The organism is Pedobacter sp. Hv1 (genome assembly GCF_001412215.1).
Classification (GTDB): Bacteria; Bacteroidota; Bacteroidia; order Sphingobacteriales; family Sphingobacteriaceae; genus Pedobacter.
Genome location: NZ_LLWP01000004.1, coordinates 643,444 through 657,558 on the forward strand (window position 1 = coordinate 643,444; position 14,115 = coordinate 657,558).

At 36.5% G+C, this 14,115-nt stretch carries 16 protein-coding genes; 7 read left to right on the forward strand and 9 right to left on the reverse strand.

Going from position 1 to position 14,115, the window contains the following annotated elements; translation table 11 throughout:
• Together AQF98_RS10655 and AQF98_RS10660 are read left to right on the forward strand one after the other, a co-directional pair.
• Nucleotides 1–264: an Ada metal-binding domain-containing protein gene (locus AQF98_RS10655; RefSeq protein ID WP_055131915.1), complete on the forward strand. Its 264-nt coding sequence runs from the start codon at nucleotides 1–3 to the stop codon at nucleotides 262–264.
• A complete protein-coding gene (locus AQF98_RS10660) occupies nucleotides 251–883 on the forward strand; it encodes an alpha-ketoglutarate-dependent dioxygenase AlkB (RefSeq protein ID WP_055131916.1) in 633 nt (210 codons plus the stop codon). Before AQF98_RS10655 ends, AQF98_RS10660 begins: the two co-directional genes overlap by 14 nt.
• A gap of 180 nt (nucleotides 884–1,063) precedes the next feature.
• On the opposite strand, the gene AQF98_RS10665 is transcribed toward AQF98_RS10660, so the two are convergent.
• From AQF98_RS10665 to AQF98_RS10675, 3 genes are all read right to left on the reverse strand, one after another.
• On the reverse strand, nucleotides 1,064–1,948 hold the full coding sequence (locus tag AQF98_RS10665) for an exopolyphosphatase (RefSeq protein ID WP_055131917.1): 885 nt from the start codon (nucleotides 1,946–1,948) through the stop codon (nucleotides 1,064–1,066).
• A gap of 2 nt (nucleotides 1,949–1,950) precedes the next feature.
• The gene (gene ppk1, locus AQF98_RS10670; RefSeq protein WP_055131918.1) at nucleotides 1,951–4,008 is read right to left on the reverse strand and encodes a polyphosphate kinase 1; all 2,058 of its coding nucleotides are present in this window, start codon (nucleotides 4,006–4,008) and stop codon (nucleotides 1,951–1,953) included.
• 104 nt (nucleotides 4,009–4,112) lie between these two features.
• A complete protein-coding gene (locus AQF98_RS10675; protein ID WP_055131919.1) occupies nucleotides 4,113–4,727 on the reverse strand; it encodes a hypothetical protein in 615 nt (204 codons plus the stop codon).
• Nucleotides 4,728–4,804: 77 nt separating this feature from the next.
• On the opposite strand from AQF98_RS10675, the gene AQF98_RS10680 reads away from it, so the two are divergent.
• On the forward strand, nucleotides 4,805–5,296 hold the full coding sequence (locus AQF98_RS10680; RefSeq protein WP_055131920.1) for a YajQ family cyclic di-GMP-binding protein: 492 nt from the start codon (nucleotides 4,805–4,807) through the stop codon (nucleotides 5,294–5,296).
• A gap of 138 nt (nucleotides 5,297–5,434) precedes the next feature.
• Nucleotides 5,435–5,881, forward strand: coding sequence for a GNAT family N-acetyltransferase (locus AQF98_RS10685; RefSeq protein ID WP_055131921.1), 447 nt, complete (start codon nucleotides 5,435–5,437; stop codon nucleotides 5,879–5,881).
• A 133-nt stretch (nucleotides 5,882–6,014) separates the two neighbouring features.
• On the opposite strand, the gene AQF98_RS10690 is transcribed toward AQF98_RS10685, so the two are convergent.
• From AQF98_RS10690 to AQF98_RS10705, 4 genes are all read right to left on the reverse strand, one after another.
• Nucleotides 6,015–6,980 carry a glycoside hydrolase family 43 protein gene (locus tag AQF98_RS10690; RefSeq protein WP_055131922.1) on the reverse strand — a complete coding sequence of 322 codons (966 nt, stop codon included), beginning with the start codon at nucleotides 6,978–6,980 and terminating at the stop codon, nucleotides 6,015–6,017.
• 42 nt (nucleotides 6,981–7,022) lie between these two features.
• Nucleotides 7,023–7,958: a 23S rRNA (adenine(1618)-N(6))-methyltransferase RlmF gene (gene rlmF, locus AQF98_RS10695; RefSeq protein WP_055131923.1), complete on the reverse strand. Its 936-nt coding sequence runs from the start codon at nucleotides 7,956–7,958 to the stop codon at nucleotides 7,023–7,025.
• Entirely contained in the window at nucleotides 7,958–9,271 is a 1,314-nt protein-coding gene (locus tag AQF98_RS10700) for a hypothetical protein (RefSeq protein ID WP_055131924.1), read from the reverse strand. Before AQF98_RS10700 ends, rlmF begins: the two co-directional genes overlap by 1 nt.
• Nucleotides 9,272–9,404: 133 nt before the next feature.
• A complete protein-coding gene (locus tag AQF98_RS10705; protein WP_235524212.1) occupies nucleotides 9,405–9,884 on the reverse strand; it encodes an Hsp20/alpha crystallin family protein in 480 nt (159 codons plus the stop codon).
• A 29-nt stretch (nucleotides 9,885–9,913) separates the two neighbouring features.
• Between AQF98_RS10705 and AQF98_RS10710 the strand changes: the two genes are divergently transcribed.
• On the forward strand, nucleotides 9,914–10,402 hold the full coding sequence (locus tag AQF98_RS10710; RefSeq protein WP_055131925.1) for a thioesterase family protein: 489 nt from the start codon (nucleotides 9,914–9,916) through the stop codon (nucleotides 10,400–10,402).
• Nucleotides 10,403–10,568: 166 nt separating this feature from the next.
• On the opposite strand, the gene AQF98_RS10715 is transcribed toward AQF98_RS10710, so the two are convergent.
• Complete coding sequence (locus tag AQF98_RS10715; protein ID WP_055131926.1) at nucleotides 10,569–11,975, reverse strand: FAD-binding oxidoreductase; 1,407 nt, start codon at nucleotides 11,973–11,975, stop codon at nucleotides 10,569–10,571.
• Nucleotide 11,976: 1 nt separating this feature from the next.
• The gene (locus tag AQF98_RS10720) at nucleotides 11,977–12,339 is read right to left on the reverse strand and encodes a dihydroneopterin aldolase (RefSeq protein ID WP_055131927.1); all 363 of its coding nucleotides are present in this window, start codon (nucleotides 12,337–12,339) and stop codon (nucleotides 11,977–11,979) included.
• Between the two features lie 126 nt (nucleotides 12,340–12,465).
• Here AQF98_RS10720 and AQF98_RS10725 point away from each other — a divergent pair, with 126 nt between their 5' ends.
• Nucleotides 12,466–13,656, forward strand: coding sequence for an acyl-CoA dehydrogenase family protein (locus AQF98_RS10725; protein ID WP_055131928.1), 1,191 nt, complete (start codon nucleotides 12,466–12,468; stop codon nucleotides 13,654–13,656).
• A gap of 59 nt (nucleotides 13,657–13,715) precedes the next feature.
• On the forward strand, nucleotides 13,716–14,096 hold the full coding sequence (locus AQF98_RS10730; protein WP_055131929.1) for a GxxExxY protein: 381 nt from the start codon (nucleotides 13,716–13,718) through the stop codon (nucleotides 14,094–14,096).
• Nucleotides 14,097–14,115: the final 19 nt, after the last annotated feature.

A 14,115-nucleotide genomic window follows, 5' to 3' on the forward strand; every position in this document is an offset into this window, starting at 1 on the left:
ATGATCTTACATACTGACTTAGGCACTGCTGTTTTTGAGGTAAACAGGAAACTGGTTAAACTTATTGCTCAGCAACAAATCCAATTTGCAGGAAACAGCAGGTTAAAAATATATGGCACCTTAAATTGTACTTCTGGAAAAAGAATGAAAATAACCAACCGTGTTTTCTTCGTTTCAACAAATGAAGCTTTAAATTTGGGTTATCGACCTTGTGGACATTGTTTAAGGGTTGACTATAAAAAATGGAAAGATGGATCTATTTAGCAGCGAATTGCCCCAAAATATAAATCTGTTACCAAAAGATGGTACCGTAAATTATTATGGGAAGATCATGTCCTATCAACAAGCAGCAGCATACTATAATTGTTTATTAAACGACATTGAATGGAAGAATGATGAAGCTATTATTTTTGGCAAACACATTTTAACCAAAAGAAAAGTAGCCTGGTATGGCGACAATCCTTTTGAATACACTTATTCAAATGTGACCAAACAAGCTTTAATATGGACCAAAGAATTATTGGAGCTTAAAAATCTGGCAGAAGAAAAATCTGGAGAACATTTTAACTCTTGTCTACTCAATTTATACCATAACGGCGATGAAGGAATGGCTTGGCATAGCGATGCTGAAAAAGACCTGAAGAAAAATGGCGCTATTGCATCATTGAGTTTTGGTGCAGAGCGAAAATTTTCCTTCAAACACAAAACCACCGAAGAAAGTATATCCTTAACCTTAGAAAATGGAAGTCTATTGATCATGAAGGATACAACCCAAACCAATTGGCTCCATCGTTTACCACCAACCAAAACAATTCAAAAACCCAGAATTAACCTTACTTTTAGGAGCATTGTAACCGTTGGCGAAGAGACAAGGCTTGGTTAAATATTAGAATTGCTTAGCTATCTGCAGTCGTTGGCGAGGGCACCAACAAGAGTAGTAGAGGCCAAGAAAGTGCTAAAATTAAGTAAGTATAGATAGCTGTTGTTGGCATCCCCACCAACAGCCAGATCCGATAAAACTCCAACTTAACCGTTGGCGAAGACGCCAACGAGAGTACGAAAACTAAATCTCCAAGTTTTCTTCAATCAATAAGTTGATAATTCCATCAACCATACCCACCTTAGGCACATAGATTTGTTTAATTCCAGTCCATTTCATTAGTGTGAGGTAGATTTCACAAGCTGGAATAATTACATCTGCCCTATCTTGGTTTAACTTCATCAAAGTAATGCGTTCTTTTAAAGAATAGGCATTCAGCTCATTGTACATCGTTTTCAGCTTCAAAAACGAAAGTGGCATGTCTTCCTTTTCGCCCGACATGCGGAACAATTTATTGATGTTTCCACCAGTACCAATTCCTGCTAAATTCTTTAGGTCTCTAGTATGTAGCTTCACCCAATCCTTCATCTCTTCCCAAGTTTCGTCTTTATCCTGGTTATCCAAAATCCGGATGGTACCAATATTAAATGACCTAGAGGCAACAGGTTGTTTGTTTACAAATACCGAAAGTTCAGTGCTTCCCCCACCTACGTCAATATAGAGATAGCTCTTTTTAGCATCTAAATTTTGTTCTATATGGTTGGAATAAATGATATTGGCTTCTCTTTGTCCCTCAATAATTTCTAAGTCTATATCAGCTACCTTTTTTAATCTTTTGATAATTTCTTTGCCATTATCTGCCTCACGCATGGCTGATGTTGCACAGGCCAAATATTTAGACACATGATAAACATCCATCAAATTTTTGAAAGCACTCATGGTCTTCACCAAATCTTCGATTTTTTTTGGCGATATTTTTTTATCTAAAAAGGCGTCATCACCAAGGCGCAATGGCACCCTAACCAATGTGTTCTTTTTAAATCCATATCCTTTTTCATTTTGAGTGATATCAGCAATTAACAAACGAACTGCATTTGAGCCTATATCTATGGCGGCGTATCGGAGCATTTTTAGTGGTGTTTATTTTTAAGGTAGTTATATGTTTGTACTTGGGCTCTTATCTTAGTGGTTAAACGGTTTTTATGATATTTATTGTTATTTAGCCTATTGATATCACGAGCTTTTACATTATCCTGTAATTGAAACTCAATAATATCTCTAATTTCTTGTTTTACCAATTCATCCAATACCGGAAATCCTACTTCTACCCTATGTTCAAAGTTTCGGCTCATCAAATCGGCAGAAGAAAGGAACATCTCTTCTTTACCATTGTTACCAAAGATGAAAACCCGTGCATGTTCTAAAAATTTATCTATAATGCTAATTACGGTAATGTTCTCGCTAAAACCAGCCACACCAGGTACCAAGCAGCAAATTCCCCTTACAATTAATTTAATCTGTACACCAGCATTACTTGCCTCGTACAATTTTTCTACAATGCCTTCATCAGCTAAGCTATTTACCTTTAAAATCATGTAAGCTGGCTTTTTAGCTTTGGCAAATTTGATTTCTCTGTTAATTAAAGCATAGATCTTGTTTCTCGAATCTAATGGAGATACGATAAGGTGTTTGAAATCTTTGGCTACCGTTTTTTTGTTTAAAGCATTAAACAATTTCAATAAATCGGCAGTAATTTCTTTTTTAGCTGTAAATATGCTGTGGTCACAATAAATTTTGGCGGTTTTTTCGTTGAAATTTCCTGTGGCTAGGTTGGCATAATAAACTGCTCTCCCCTTTTCTATTCGCTTTACCAAGCATATTTTAGAATGCACTTTATAATCAGTTAAACCATAGTTTACATTTACACCTTCTTCCATTAATCTATTGGTCCAAAAGATATTGGCCTTTTCATCAAAGCGAGCTTTCAGCTCTACCACACAGTTCACTTTTTTACCATTTTTAACTGCATTGATTAAGGCATTGATCACTTTAGAATTTTCTGCTAAACGATACAAAGTGATGTTAATTTCTGTCACTTTTGGATCTATCGCCGCTTCACGGAGGAATAGGATAATATAATCGTAAGATTGGTATGGCAAATTAACCACATAATCGCGGTGCGCCAATTTGTTAAAAATACTTTCCGTTCTATGCAAGCCCTGCACTTTAAGTGGCTCAACCGGCGGATATTCCAAATCTTTAGAGCCCACATTAGGGAAACCAATAAAATCGCCAAAACGGTGGTAACGGTTACCCGGAATTAAACCTTCAGCCTCAATTTTCATTTTGGTTACTAAAACGCTCAACATTTCAAAAGGCATTTCTGTATCGTACAATAAACGCATCGGCTTGCCCTTTTTACGTTTATCTAAACTGGTCTTCAATTCTTCTATAAACTTGTCACTTACATTTTTATCAATGTCAAGCTCGGCATCCCTAGTTAGCTGAATAGAGAAAGCTTCCAAATGATCGTAATTAAACACATAGAAAATATCATCCAAACAGTATTTGATGATATCTTCAGCCAAGATGATAAACTTTAGTCCGTTCGTTTCTGGTAAAACCAAAAAACGGGGTAAGTTATCAGGCAGTTCAATCAATGCATATTTTTCACTCTTTTTAGATCCCTTTTTGGTTAAACGAACAAAGAAGTATAGCGTTCGGTCTTTTAATTCTGGAAAAGGTTGTTCCAGATCGATCATAATCGGAACCAAATTAGACAAGATCTTATCCCTAAAATGATTGCGCACAAACTCGCCCCTAGCAACATTCAGCTGGGTATCATTCAAGATAAAAATACGATTTTGAGCGAGTTCGTTAATTAAGGTAGCTTGAAATAGGTTTTCGAACCTACGTTCATGTTTAACTACAATATTTTTGATTTCGTTTAATACCTTTTTAGGATTAAAACCCAATAATGCCTTAGCCCTATCGTTTAAATTGACTAAACGACTCAAGGTTGCTACTCTTACCCTATAAAATTCTTCTAGGTTTGAAGAGAAAATAGACAAAAATCTAATCCGTTCAATTAATGGAACAGTTTCATCTGCAGCTTCCTGTAATACCCTTTCATTAAAGTATAACCAACTTAATTCCCTATTTAAAAACGGTAGCTTCTTTTTAGCCATGGATAAAAATCAAAAAAATCTCCAGGGTAGATCCGGAGATTTTCAAATCTGCATATTTTAGTGTTAAGTTAGTGTTAATTATCAGCTAATTTGACACCTAAAATTTACTTCTTACTCGTAGTGTCTTTTTTAGCAGGTGCAACCTTGGCAGCAACTTTCTTTACAGGCGTACTTGCTATCGCCTTTACAGCTGCAGTTTTGGTATCTTTTGCCGCTGTGGTACTTTTACTTTCTACAACAGCAGGTTTAGCTGCTACTTTTTTTACCGCTGTACTTTTAACTGGAGCTTTTTTAACAGGCGTTTTAATGGCAGCTGCTGCTTTTTCTGCTGTGGCAATACCCTCAACTTTTACGCTGGTTACTACAGGTTTAGCTTTCGAAACTGCTTTTTTAACCACTTTGGTTACAGATTTATCCACCTTTTTCATCAGCTTAGATGCATCTTTTTTAGCGAGTTTCACTTTTTTAGCTACCGGTTTTTTTGCCGTAGTTACATTATCTATTTTATCAGCAACTGCTGTTTTAACCTCTTTAAACTTCTTAGAAAGTTTCTTTGCAGCTGCTTTGCTCAATTTGGCCACATCATCGGCAATCAATTCGGCATTATGCCCTAAGCCTTTAACCGCTTCTAAAAATCTGTCCGTTAAGCTTTGCTCAATCTGTTTTTTAACCGCTTTTTTAGTGGTTTTTTTCTGAGGTTTAGTTTTATTGGTTTTCATATATTTTTTAGCGTTTTTTGTATGGTAATTTATAATTACTTAAATCTATTATTTTTTTATCAATTAAAGCCAAAATCATGCCCACTTTCGATATCGTTAGCAAAGTAGACTCACAAACATTAGATAATGCGATCAACAATGCAAAAAAAGAGATTTTAAACCGTTATGACTTCAATGGCTCCAACAGCACTGTAGAATTGGATAAAAAAACCAATGTGATCACAATTGTAACTGAAGACGATATGCGCTTAAAGGCCATTACCGATTCAATCATCTCTCGTATGATGAAACAAAATTTAGACCCAAAAAGTTTGGATTTTGGAAAAGAACATCAAGCTTCTGGCAATATGATTAGAAAAGAGCTCAAAATTAAAGAAGGAATTGATAAAGAAGCCGCTAAAAAAATTGTAGCCAAAATCAAAGACAGCAAGTTAAAAGTACAAGCTTCGATGATGGATGACCAAGTTAGGGTACAAAGCAAAAACATAGATGACCTACAAAAAGTAATCTCTTTATGTAGAGGTGAAGATTTTGGACAGCCATTGCAGTTTATCAACATGCGAAACTAATCTGGTTCAACGGTTCATTAGTTCATCAGTGCATTAGTAAAACTAGCCGTATAATTTTACCGATGGTCCTTTATGCTCAATAGAACAAGTAAACAAATGAACTACTGAACTATTTAAACAATGAACTAATATTTTAAGATGGAAATTATCGAGAATGGTTTTGTTTTCTCTGATGACAGCAATCTGATAGATGTAAATGCTGTTCACCATTACCTGAGTGTAGAATCTTATTGGGCTAAAAACATCCCCTTGGCTTTAGTGCAAAAAGCCATCGACAATTCTTTGTGTTTTGGTGTATATAAAGATGGAAAACAAGCAGGATTTGCACGTTGGATAACCGATAGGGCCACTTATGCCTATTTATGTGATGTTTATGTAGAAACTACATATCGTGGCCTAGGTTTGTCTAAAAAGTTAATGTCACTGATGTTATTTCACCCAGACTTGCAAGGTTTAAGACGATACCATTTAGCAACACTGGACGCTCATGGCTTATACAAACAATTTGGTTTTAAAGCATTAGAGAACCCAGAAAGACAGATGGCTATTGTAGGGAAAGATATTTATGAGAAAGAGGGGAAATAGGAAATGGGGGAAAGTAAATAGGGAATGGGAAATAGGGAATAATAAATGAGAATAGAAAATAGGTTAATATTTAAAGACGTGCCTATTACCTATTTACAATTACCTATTCCCTCATACATTTTCCATTTTCCCCTTAAAGTTTGTTCTTCTTCACTCCTTCTTTTGTAAGCTGAACAGGAATAATTAGTCCATCTTTATCAAAATGCATCTCTTCCATACAAGTTACACGGTGGTTCCCATCAGTTTCGCCTAGTGGCCTACGGTGGTAAACAATATAATAGCGTTCCTTTTTTGCATCGTGGATGATAGAGTGGTGCCCTGCTCCAGTGGCCATAGCAGGGTCTTGTTTCAAGATTTTTCCAATCCGTTTAAATGGACCCAAAGGCGAATCGGCAATGGCATAGGCAACTGAATAATCAGGCCCCGTCCAACCACCTTCAGACCACATAAAATAGTATTTTCCATTCCGAATAAACATAAAAGGACCTTCTACATAACCTTCTGGCGTAATTTCTTTAAAAGTACTACCATCTGTATAAGGCACAAAACCTGTAAAATCTTTATTCAGTTTGGCAATGTTGCAATGCGACCAGCCCCCATAAATTAAATAATACTGATTGTCTTTATCCTTAAATACAAATTGATCTATAGGTTGCGCCTTGTTATAAAATTTATCAATTAATGGTTTACCTAAATGGTCTTTGTATGGGCCTTCTGGCCGATCGGCTACTGCTACACCAATCCCACCTATTTCTTGGTCACTTTGAATATCATTTGCTCCAAAAAACAAATAATACTTCCCATCTTTTTGGGTTATTGATGGTGCCCACATCGCTTTTTTTGCCCATTTAATGGCAGCTGTATCAATAATCCTTTCGTGTTTTTTCCAAGTAATTAGATCTGCAGAAGAAAAAGCATCCATAAAAACCTGCTCTTTATATTTAGCCGAATAGGTTGGATAAATCCAATAGGTTTTACCAAAAATAATCCCTTCTGGATCTGCATACCAGCCTGGGAACAAAGGATTACCTGAAGTTTGTGCCTGAGCAAATGAAGGAAATACTAAAAAAATTAACAAACTGAAGTGGGATAATTTCATACTGCAAGATAAAAATTAGCACCAATTTAACAAAAATTGCCATTACCAAGCCGCTTGCTCGGCTGCTGTTAAGAAAGTCCAGGCTACAATTCTGGTTATTTTATTACCTGTACTCATGTTGTTTGTTCTGGTTTCTGCAACTCCTGCCCTGTTTAGCATGGCATAGATGGCCGGTAGGTTTTCGCTTTTCGAAACCAAACTGGTAAACCAGAAACATTGGTTTTTAAACAACTTACTTTCTTCAATCATCTGCCCTACAAATGCAAGCTCCCCTCCTTTTGTCCACAATTCGCTATGCTGACCACCAAAATTAAGTATTGGTTTTGCATAATTTTTATGACCAAGATTACGGGCCTTTCTTTGTGAGCCTGCTTGGGCTTCGGCCGCTGAAGCATGGAATGGAGGATTACAAATGGTCAGCTCAAAACGTTCTTCTTTATGAATAATGTGCTTGAAAATTGCGGATTTAGAAGACTGCAATCTAATTTCAATAGCGTTTTTTAAAGATGGATTAACATCAGCTATATTTTTTGCAGAACGAATAGCTACTTCATCAATATCAGAACCTACAAAACTCCAACCGTATTCTTGATGACCAATAATCGGATATACGCAATTAGCGCCCACACCAATATCTAATACCTTTACCTTTTTACCAGTTGGGATATTCTGTTGATGACAAGAAGCCAATAAATCAGCTATATAATGGATATAATCTGCCCTACCCGGAATTGGTGGACAAAGGTAACCTTCAGGAATATCCCAAAAATCGATCTGATAAAAATGTTTGAGTAAAGCTTTATTTAAGATTTTAACTGCATCTGGATTGGCAAAATCTATCGATTCATCTCCATATTTATTTACACCCACAAAATGAGCAAGCTCCGCACAGCTTTCAATTAAAGTTTTGAAATCGTACCTAGAACGATGTTTATTTCTAAGGTGTAAAGTGCTTTTTTCCGACCCAGCCTTTTCCATTAGGCCGTTTTAACATCCTCTTCACTATAATCTTTAATATCGGTAATGTAACCATTGATCAGCAAAAATTCGAACAAAGGTTTAGCATCAGCAGTAACTGGCATATTCGCTGTAGAAATAACCGTATTGCTCTTCTTATCCATAAAAGGATAGGCAAACAGTTTCACATTCTGCGTAAACATATCACTTACATAAGCCAACAACTGACTAGAATAGTTCTCTCCGAAGTTTTTAGAGTTGAATACGAATTTAAGGTTATTGATATTGGTTGAAATACCCACACTTTTAGGTTTACAACGGCCTAAATATTTAGCCAATCTATTGTGACGGGTAAAATTAGAAACGATGACCAAATTACCTGTTTTACACATATCCTCAGCTCTTTTTGCCACTGCCTCTAAGTCGATATCATCTGGTGTTTCTTGTTCGTCTGTTAACACATTGGTTAACAAAATCTCAATCATCACACTCAAATTACCAGGTTCTACATTATTGGTGCGTGTAAACTGCTCTGTTGCTTTATTGAATAAGTTGAAGTTCGGATTTGATTTCTGACCGTATTTGGTTCGTAAAATCATGATATCCTTTTTATACAATAGGTCTTTGGCCTGACGTGGATGTCCATCTTCATCGAAGATAGCTGCTGCCGAAAAATCTTTCATGATCAGGTAAAGATTCAGTAACGTGTTGTTCACTTTTCCGAAAGCTGGACCTTTTACAGAAATCAAGTCAATTTCTACAGATCCTACAGTTAAATTATCTGCAAGTGATTCAATCATCAATTTTGGATCTTCATGATGATAAAAAGCAGCATACACCAAGTTTACACCAATAATACCCAACACTCGTTGTTGCATATTTACATCGGTATCTAACAGGCGAACATGGAAAAATATTTCGTTTGGTAAACCTCCCGGTACGGTCTGAAAACGGATACCAACCCAACCGTGTGGTTCGTTTGTACGCTTAAAATTTAAAGTAGTTACCGTATCTGCAAAGGCAAAGAAAGTTCTAGTATCATATTTTTCACCAGAGAGACGCTCATTTAACAAACCAAATTCATGGTCTAACATGCGCAACAGTCTATTTTGACTTACATATCTACCAGAAGCTTCAGCACCATAAATGGCATCGCTAAAAGTCATATCATAAGCTGACATGGTTTTAGCAACCGTACCTGAAGCAGCACCAGCTGTAAAAAAATTACGAGCTACTTCCTGTCCGGCGCCAATTTCTGCAAATGTTCCGTAAATATGCTCGTTCAAATTTATTTTTAATGCCTTACGCTTGGTATCAAGGATTTCTCTTTCCATTTTGCAAAAGTACAAAAATCAAAGGATTGTTTAGGTTGCATTCATATTATAGAATCAGTCTAAAAAAGATAAGGGCAACACCTCTCGATGTGCCCTTACCAACCCTAAACTTAAAATCAAACTTATTATCGTATTATGAAACTACAATCTCTTTGTGTGTCAATTTGGCTTCGTCTTTTTTACCGATGGTAATATTTAAAACACCATTGATATATTCCGCACTGATCTGGTCTACATCAACACCTTCTGGCAATACAAATGACCTAGCAAATGAGCTATACTCAAATTCTTTGCGGGTAAAATCTTTCTGCACTTCATTCTCATCTACTTTTTTCTCTGCCCAAACAGAAAGGTTATCTTTTTTAAGGTCGATCTTAAAATCTTCTTTACTTAAACCAGGTGCAGCCAATTCAATTTTGTATTCGTTTGCACTTTCGTAAATGTTTACATGAGGTACTTTGTTTACACCATAATTTTTATTTAACGCATCGCTAAACAAAGAATCGAAAACATTGTTAAAGTAGGGTGCAGTGTTTCTTGTTTTGTTGTTGAATTTTACTAAAGTCATTTTATATTCCTCCGTTATTTTATTTTTTAAATTATAATTGTCCATGTTCAAACCCTATTCCAAAGTAAATAATTATGTTTTTTAAGACATTTTGGCGCAAAAAAGAAAAACAACAAGACAAAAAGTCAGTTTCAGTTGGCCACATCGACAGTTTCAAGTACAAAACCACTATCGAAATGCGTTTTGCAGACCTAGACATGATGGGTCATGTAAACAATGCCGTCTATTTTACCTACATGGAAATTGGTAGAACGAAATACTGGAAACACGCCATTAATTGGGATTGGAAAACAACTGGTGTAGTGATTGGCCAGGCCTCTATAGATTATATTACTCCAATTTTTTTAGAAGATAAGGTAAGCATGTATGTACGCACCTCCAGAATTGGCAATACCAGTTTTGATTTAGAATATATGATTATAAAAGAGGTAGACGGAAAAGAAGTTACCTGTAGCAAAGGCAAAACAGTTTGTGTGGCTTACGACTACGGCACTAAAAGACCAGCAGCCATACCTGAAAAGGAAAGGAATAAAATGTTGGTATTTGAACAGCTAGCATCTTAAAATATCAATCTGTTGGCGGAGACGCCAACAGAAAGCAGAAGCAGAAAAGGGCCGTTGATAGAAAGCAACAATAGCCTTAGTTGGCATCCTTGCCAACAGAACGCAAAAAGCAAAACAGCAAACAATAGCTGTCGTTGGTGTCCTCGCCAACGACTTATTGATATATTTAAACCGTAGGGGTAATCTTACCAGGATTTAAAATTCCTGTCGGATCAAATACCTTTTTAATGTTGCGCATTAAATTCAAATGGATTTCACTGTACTTGATTGGCATGTAATCTTTCTGCACCAGTCCAATTCCATGTTCGCCAGATATAGTACCACCCAAAGCAGTAGTCAATTCAAAAATTTCTACAATACCATCTTTTAGTTTGTGTTTCCAATCTTCATCACTCATTCCGGCTTTGATGATATTGATATGCAGGTTACCGTCGCCAGCATGTCCATAACATACACTTTCAAAACCATATTTGGCACCAATTTCTTTAATGCCATTGATCAGTTTTGGTAAGGCAGCTCTTGGTACTACTGTATCTTCTTCTTTATAAACGGAGTTAGATTTTACCGATTCGGCCATCGTTCTGCGCATGCGCCATAAATCTTCCTTTTGTTGTGCTGTATCGGCAAAAAGAACTTCGGTACAACCAAATTCTTCCAATACCATGTTTACTTTTTCACAAGCAGCAAAAATCGCATCCAGGTCGTCACCATCAAACTCGATCATTAAAAAAGCATTCACATCAGCTTTCAGATCAAATTTAATGTCATCAAATTGAATTACCCACTCCACTCCTTTTCGCTCCATAAATTCTAGAGCCGAAGGCGTTATTCCAGCTCTAAAAATAGCAGATACAGCAGCACAGGCTACATCATTGGTTGTAAAAGAACCCAACATCAATACACTTTGGCTTACCGCTGGGATCAGTTTGGTTACAATTTTGGTCACTACAGCCAAAGTACCCTCAGAACCAATCATCAATTGGGTTAAATTATAACCAGATGCATATTTTAAGGTATTGGCACCCGTCCAAATTACATCACCATTAGCCAAAACAACTTCTAAGTTTAATATATATTCACGAATGGTGCCGTACTTTACCACTCTCGGTCCACCAGATCCATGTGCCACATTACCACCTATAAAACAAGAACCTTTACTGCTGGGATCAACTGGATAAAGCAATCCCTTTTCGGCAACAGCATTCATAAACTCTTCGGTAATCACCCCTGGTTCTACAGTAGCCTGCAAATTCTCTGTATCGATATCAATAATTGCCTTAAATTTTTCCATCGACAATAAAACCCCACCATAAATAGGTAATGCCGCTCCACTCAATCCAGTACCACCACCTCTAGGGGTAACTGGAATATGGTATTGATTACAGATTTTAAGCAAAGCTGAAACACTTGCCGTATCTAAAGGCTTAACTACTACTTCAGGAAAGTAGCGTAGGTCTTCTGTTTCATCGTGCGCATAATGCTGTAGAGATTCATCATCAACAAAAACGTTTGCCGCACCAATAGCTGTTTCTATTTCAGCTAAAATAGCGCTCGTAATTTTAGTGTATTCCATTTTATTTTGGAGAAGTATAAGAAAGTTGTACAAAAGAGTGCCCTATTTCGCCGGGCATGGGCGGATGAAGTTTTTTAATCCCAACAGTTGCCGTTAAGATAAATGGATAGATAGCAACCAGTTCATTAATTATATTTTTAACCACCGTTTCCAATAATTTTTGGGTTTGTTTCATCGCAGCGGTTACCACGGTATTGATCACCTCGTAATTTACCGTACGATCTAAATCTTCGGAATCGCCATTTGGCACAAAAGTTACCTCCACATCTACCAAAAAATGATTTCCCGTGAACTGTTCTTCGGGATAAAAGCCATGAAAAGCATAAAATTTCACCTCTTTTAAGGCTACAGTTTGTACAAACATTAGGTTTAAATTATTTAAAGCAACAATCTGCAACAAAATTAATTTTTTGCACGGTTTTTACTAGTCATTACACTAAATTATTACCTTTGGAATTGTCACAACGTGTAACCAAATATAGTGTAAAACATGAACAAATCAGCTAAAAAAGACCTTTACGAAGCACCAGATTATTATCAATTAGACGAACTTTTATCTGAAGAACATCTTTTAATCCGTTCTACAGTAAGAGATTGGGTAAAAAAAGAAGTTAGTCCTGTAATAGAAGATTTTGCACAAAGAGCAGAATTCCCTAAACACTTAATTAAAGGCTTAGGAGAGATTGGTGCATTTGGACCAACAATTCCGGTTGAATATGGTGGTGCTGGTTTAGATTATACAGCGTATGGCATTATTATGCAAGAAATTGAGCGAGGCGATTCTGGTATTCGTTCTACTGCATCGGTGCAAGGTTCTTTGGTAATGTACCCGATCTATGCGTATGGAAGCGAAGAACAACGTAAAAAATATTTACCAAAATTAGCCACAGGCGAGTTAATGGGCTGTTTTGGCCTTACGGAGCCAGATCATGGTTCTAATCCTGGTGGCATGGTTACCAATATTAAAGATAAGGGCGACCACTATCTATTAAATGGCGCTAAAATGTGGATTTCTAATGCTCCTTTTGCAGATATTGCTGTAGTTTGGGCAAAAGACGAAGAAGGTAAAATCCGTGGAATGGTGATAGAACGTGGCATGGAAGGATTTACTACGCCTGAGACCCATGGCAAATGGAGCTTAAGAGCTTCTGCTACTGGCGAATTGGTATTCGATAATGTAAAAGTTCCAAAAGAGAACATTTTCCCAAACATTAGTGGATTAAAAGGTCCATTAGGTTGTTTAAACCAAGCCCGTTATGGCATTGCCTGGGGTGCTTTGGGTGCAGCTATGGATTGTTATGATACTGCGCTTCGCTATTCTAAAGAACGTATCCAGTTTGGCAAACCAATTGGTGGCTTTCAATTGCAACAAAAGAAATTAGCCGAAATGATTACCGAGATTACAAAAGGACAACTTTTGGTTTGGCGATTAGGCGTATTGAAAAGTGAAAACAGAGCAACTGCCGAACAGATTTCTATGGCCAAACGCAACAGTGTTGAAATTGCTTTAGATATTGCTCGTAACGCCCGCCAAATGTTAGGCGGAATGGGTATTACAGGAGAATATCCGATTATGCGCCACATGATGAACTTAGAATCAGTAGTTACTTACGAAGGCACACATGATGTACATCTATTAATTACAGGTATGGATGTAACCGGATTGAATGCTTTCAAATAGTGAACAAGATTTGTGGATGTAAGGATTAGCAAGATTATACTGCAATAAGGTAAACTTAAATGGAAATTGAAGAAATCACCTATAAAATTAATGGTTGTGCTATGAAAGTTCACAACACTTTAGGTAATGGTTTTCAAGAAGTAATTTATCAGAGATGTTTAGCCATAGAGCTTAGTAAGGCTGGTTTAACATTTGGGAGAGAAATAGAGCAGACTATATTTTACGAAGACATTGAAGTTGGCAAAAGAAGAGCAGACTTTATTGTCGAGAACATTGTTGTTGTTGAAGTCAAAGCTGTAATTAATCTAGAAAATGTACATTTAGCACAAGCCAAAAATTATGTTGTTGCCTATAAATTTCCCATTGGTTTATTAATTAATTTTGGATCAACAAGCCTTCAGTTTAAAAAAGTTTACAATAACAACCTTAAATATACTTAATACTATAAACGTCATTATC

Excerpts from the sequence above, each read along its gene's own strand:
- AQF98_RS10685 (WP_055131921.1), top strand. The coding sequence starts at position 5,435 with ATGGAAATTATCGAGAATGGTTTTGTTTTCTCTGATGACAGCAATCTG.
- rlmF (WP_055131923.1), bottom strand. The coding sequence starts at position 7,958 with ATGGAAAAGGCTGGGTCGGAAAAAAGCACTTTACACCTTAGAAATAAA.
- AQF98_RS10680 (WP_055131920.1), top strand. The coding sequence starts at position 4,805 with ATGCCCACTTTCGATATCGTTAGCAAAGTAGACTCACAAACATTAGAT.
- AQF98_RS10675 (WP_055131919.1), bottom strand. The coding sequence starts at position 4,727 with ATGAAAACCAATAAAACTAAACCTCAGAAAAAAACCACTAAAAAAGCG.
- AQF98_RS10725 (WP_055131928.1), top strand. The coding sequence starts at position 12,466 with ATGAACAAATCAGCTAAAAAAGACCTTTACGAAGCACCAGATTATTAT.
- AQF98_RS10665 (WP_055131917.1), bottom strand. The coding sequence starts at position 1,948 with ATGCTCCGATACGCCGCCATAGATATAGGCTCAAATGCAGTTCGTTTG.
- AQF98_RS10720 (WP_055131927.1), bottom strand. The coding sequence starts at position 12,339 with ATGTTTGTACAAACTGTAGCCTTAAAAGAGGTGAAATTTTATGCTTTT.
- AQF98_RS10655 (WP_055131915.1), top strand. The coding sequence starts at position 1 with ATGATCTTACATACTGACTTAGGCACTGCTGTTTTTGAGGTAAACAGG.
- AQF98_RS10710 (WP_055131925.1), top strand. The coding sequence starts at position 9,914 with ATGTTTTTTAAGACATTTTGGCGCAAAAAAGAAAAACAACAAGACAAA.
- ppk1 (WP_055131918.1), bottom strand. The coding sequence starts at position 4,008 with ATGGCTAAAAAGAAGCTACCGTTTTTAAATAGGGAATTAAGTTGGTTA.
- AQF98_RS10690 (WP_055131922.1), bottom strand. The coding sequence starts at position 6,980 with ATGAAATTATCCCACTTCAGTTTGTTAATTTTTTTAGTATTTCCTTCA.
- AQF98_RS10705 (WP_235524212.1), bottom strand. The coding sequence starts at position 9,884 with ATGGACAATTATAATTTAAAAAATAAAATAACGGAGGAATATAAAATG.
- AQF98_RS10700 (WP_055131924.1), bottom strand. The coding sequence starts at position 9,271 with ATGGAAAGAGAAATCCTTGATACCAAGCGTAAGGCATTAAAAATAAAT.
- AQF98_RS10660 (WP_055131916.1), top strand. The coding sequence starts at position 251 with ATGGATCTATTTAGCAGCGAATTGCCCCAAAATATAAATCTGTTACCA.
- AQF98_RS10730 (WP_055131929.1), top strand. The coding sequence starts at position 13,716 with ATGGAAATTGAAGAAATCACCTATAAAATTAATGGTTGTGCTATGAAA.
- AQF98_RS10715 (WP_055131926.1), bottom strand. The coding sequence starts at position 11,975 with ATGGAATACACTAAAATTACGAGCGCTATTTTAGCTGAAATAGAAACA.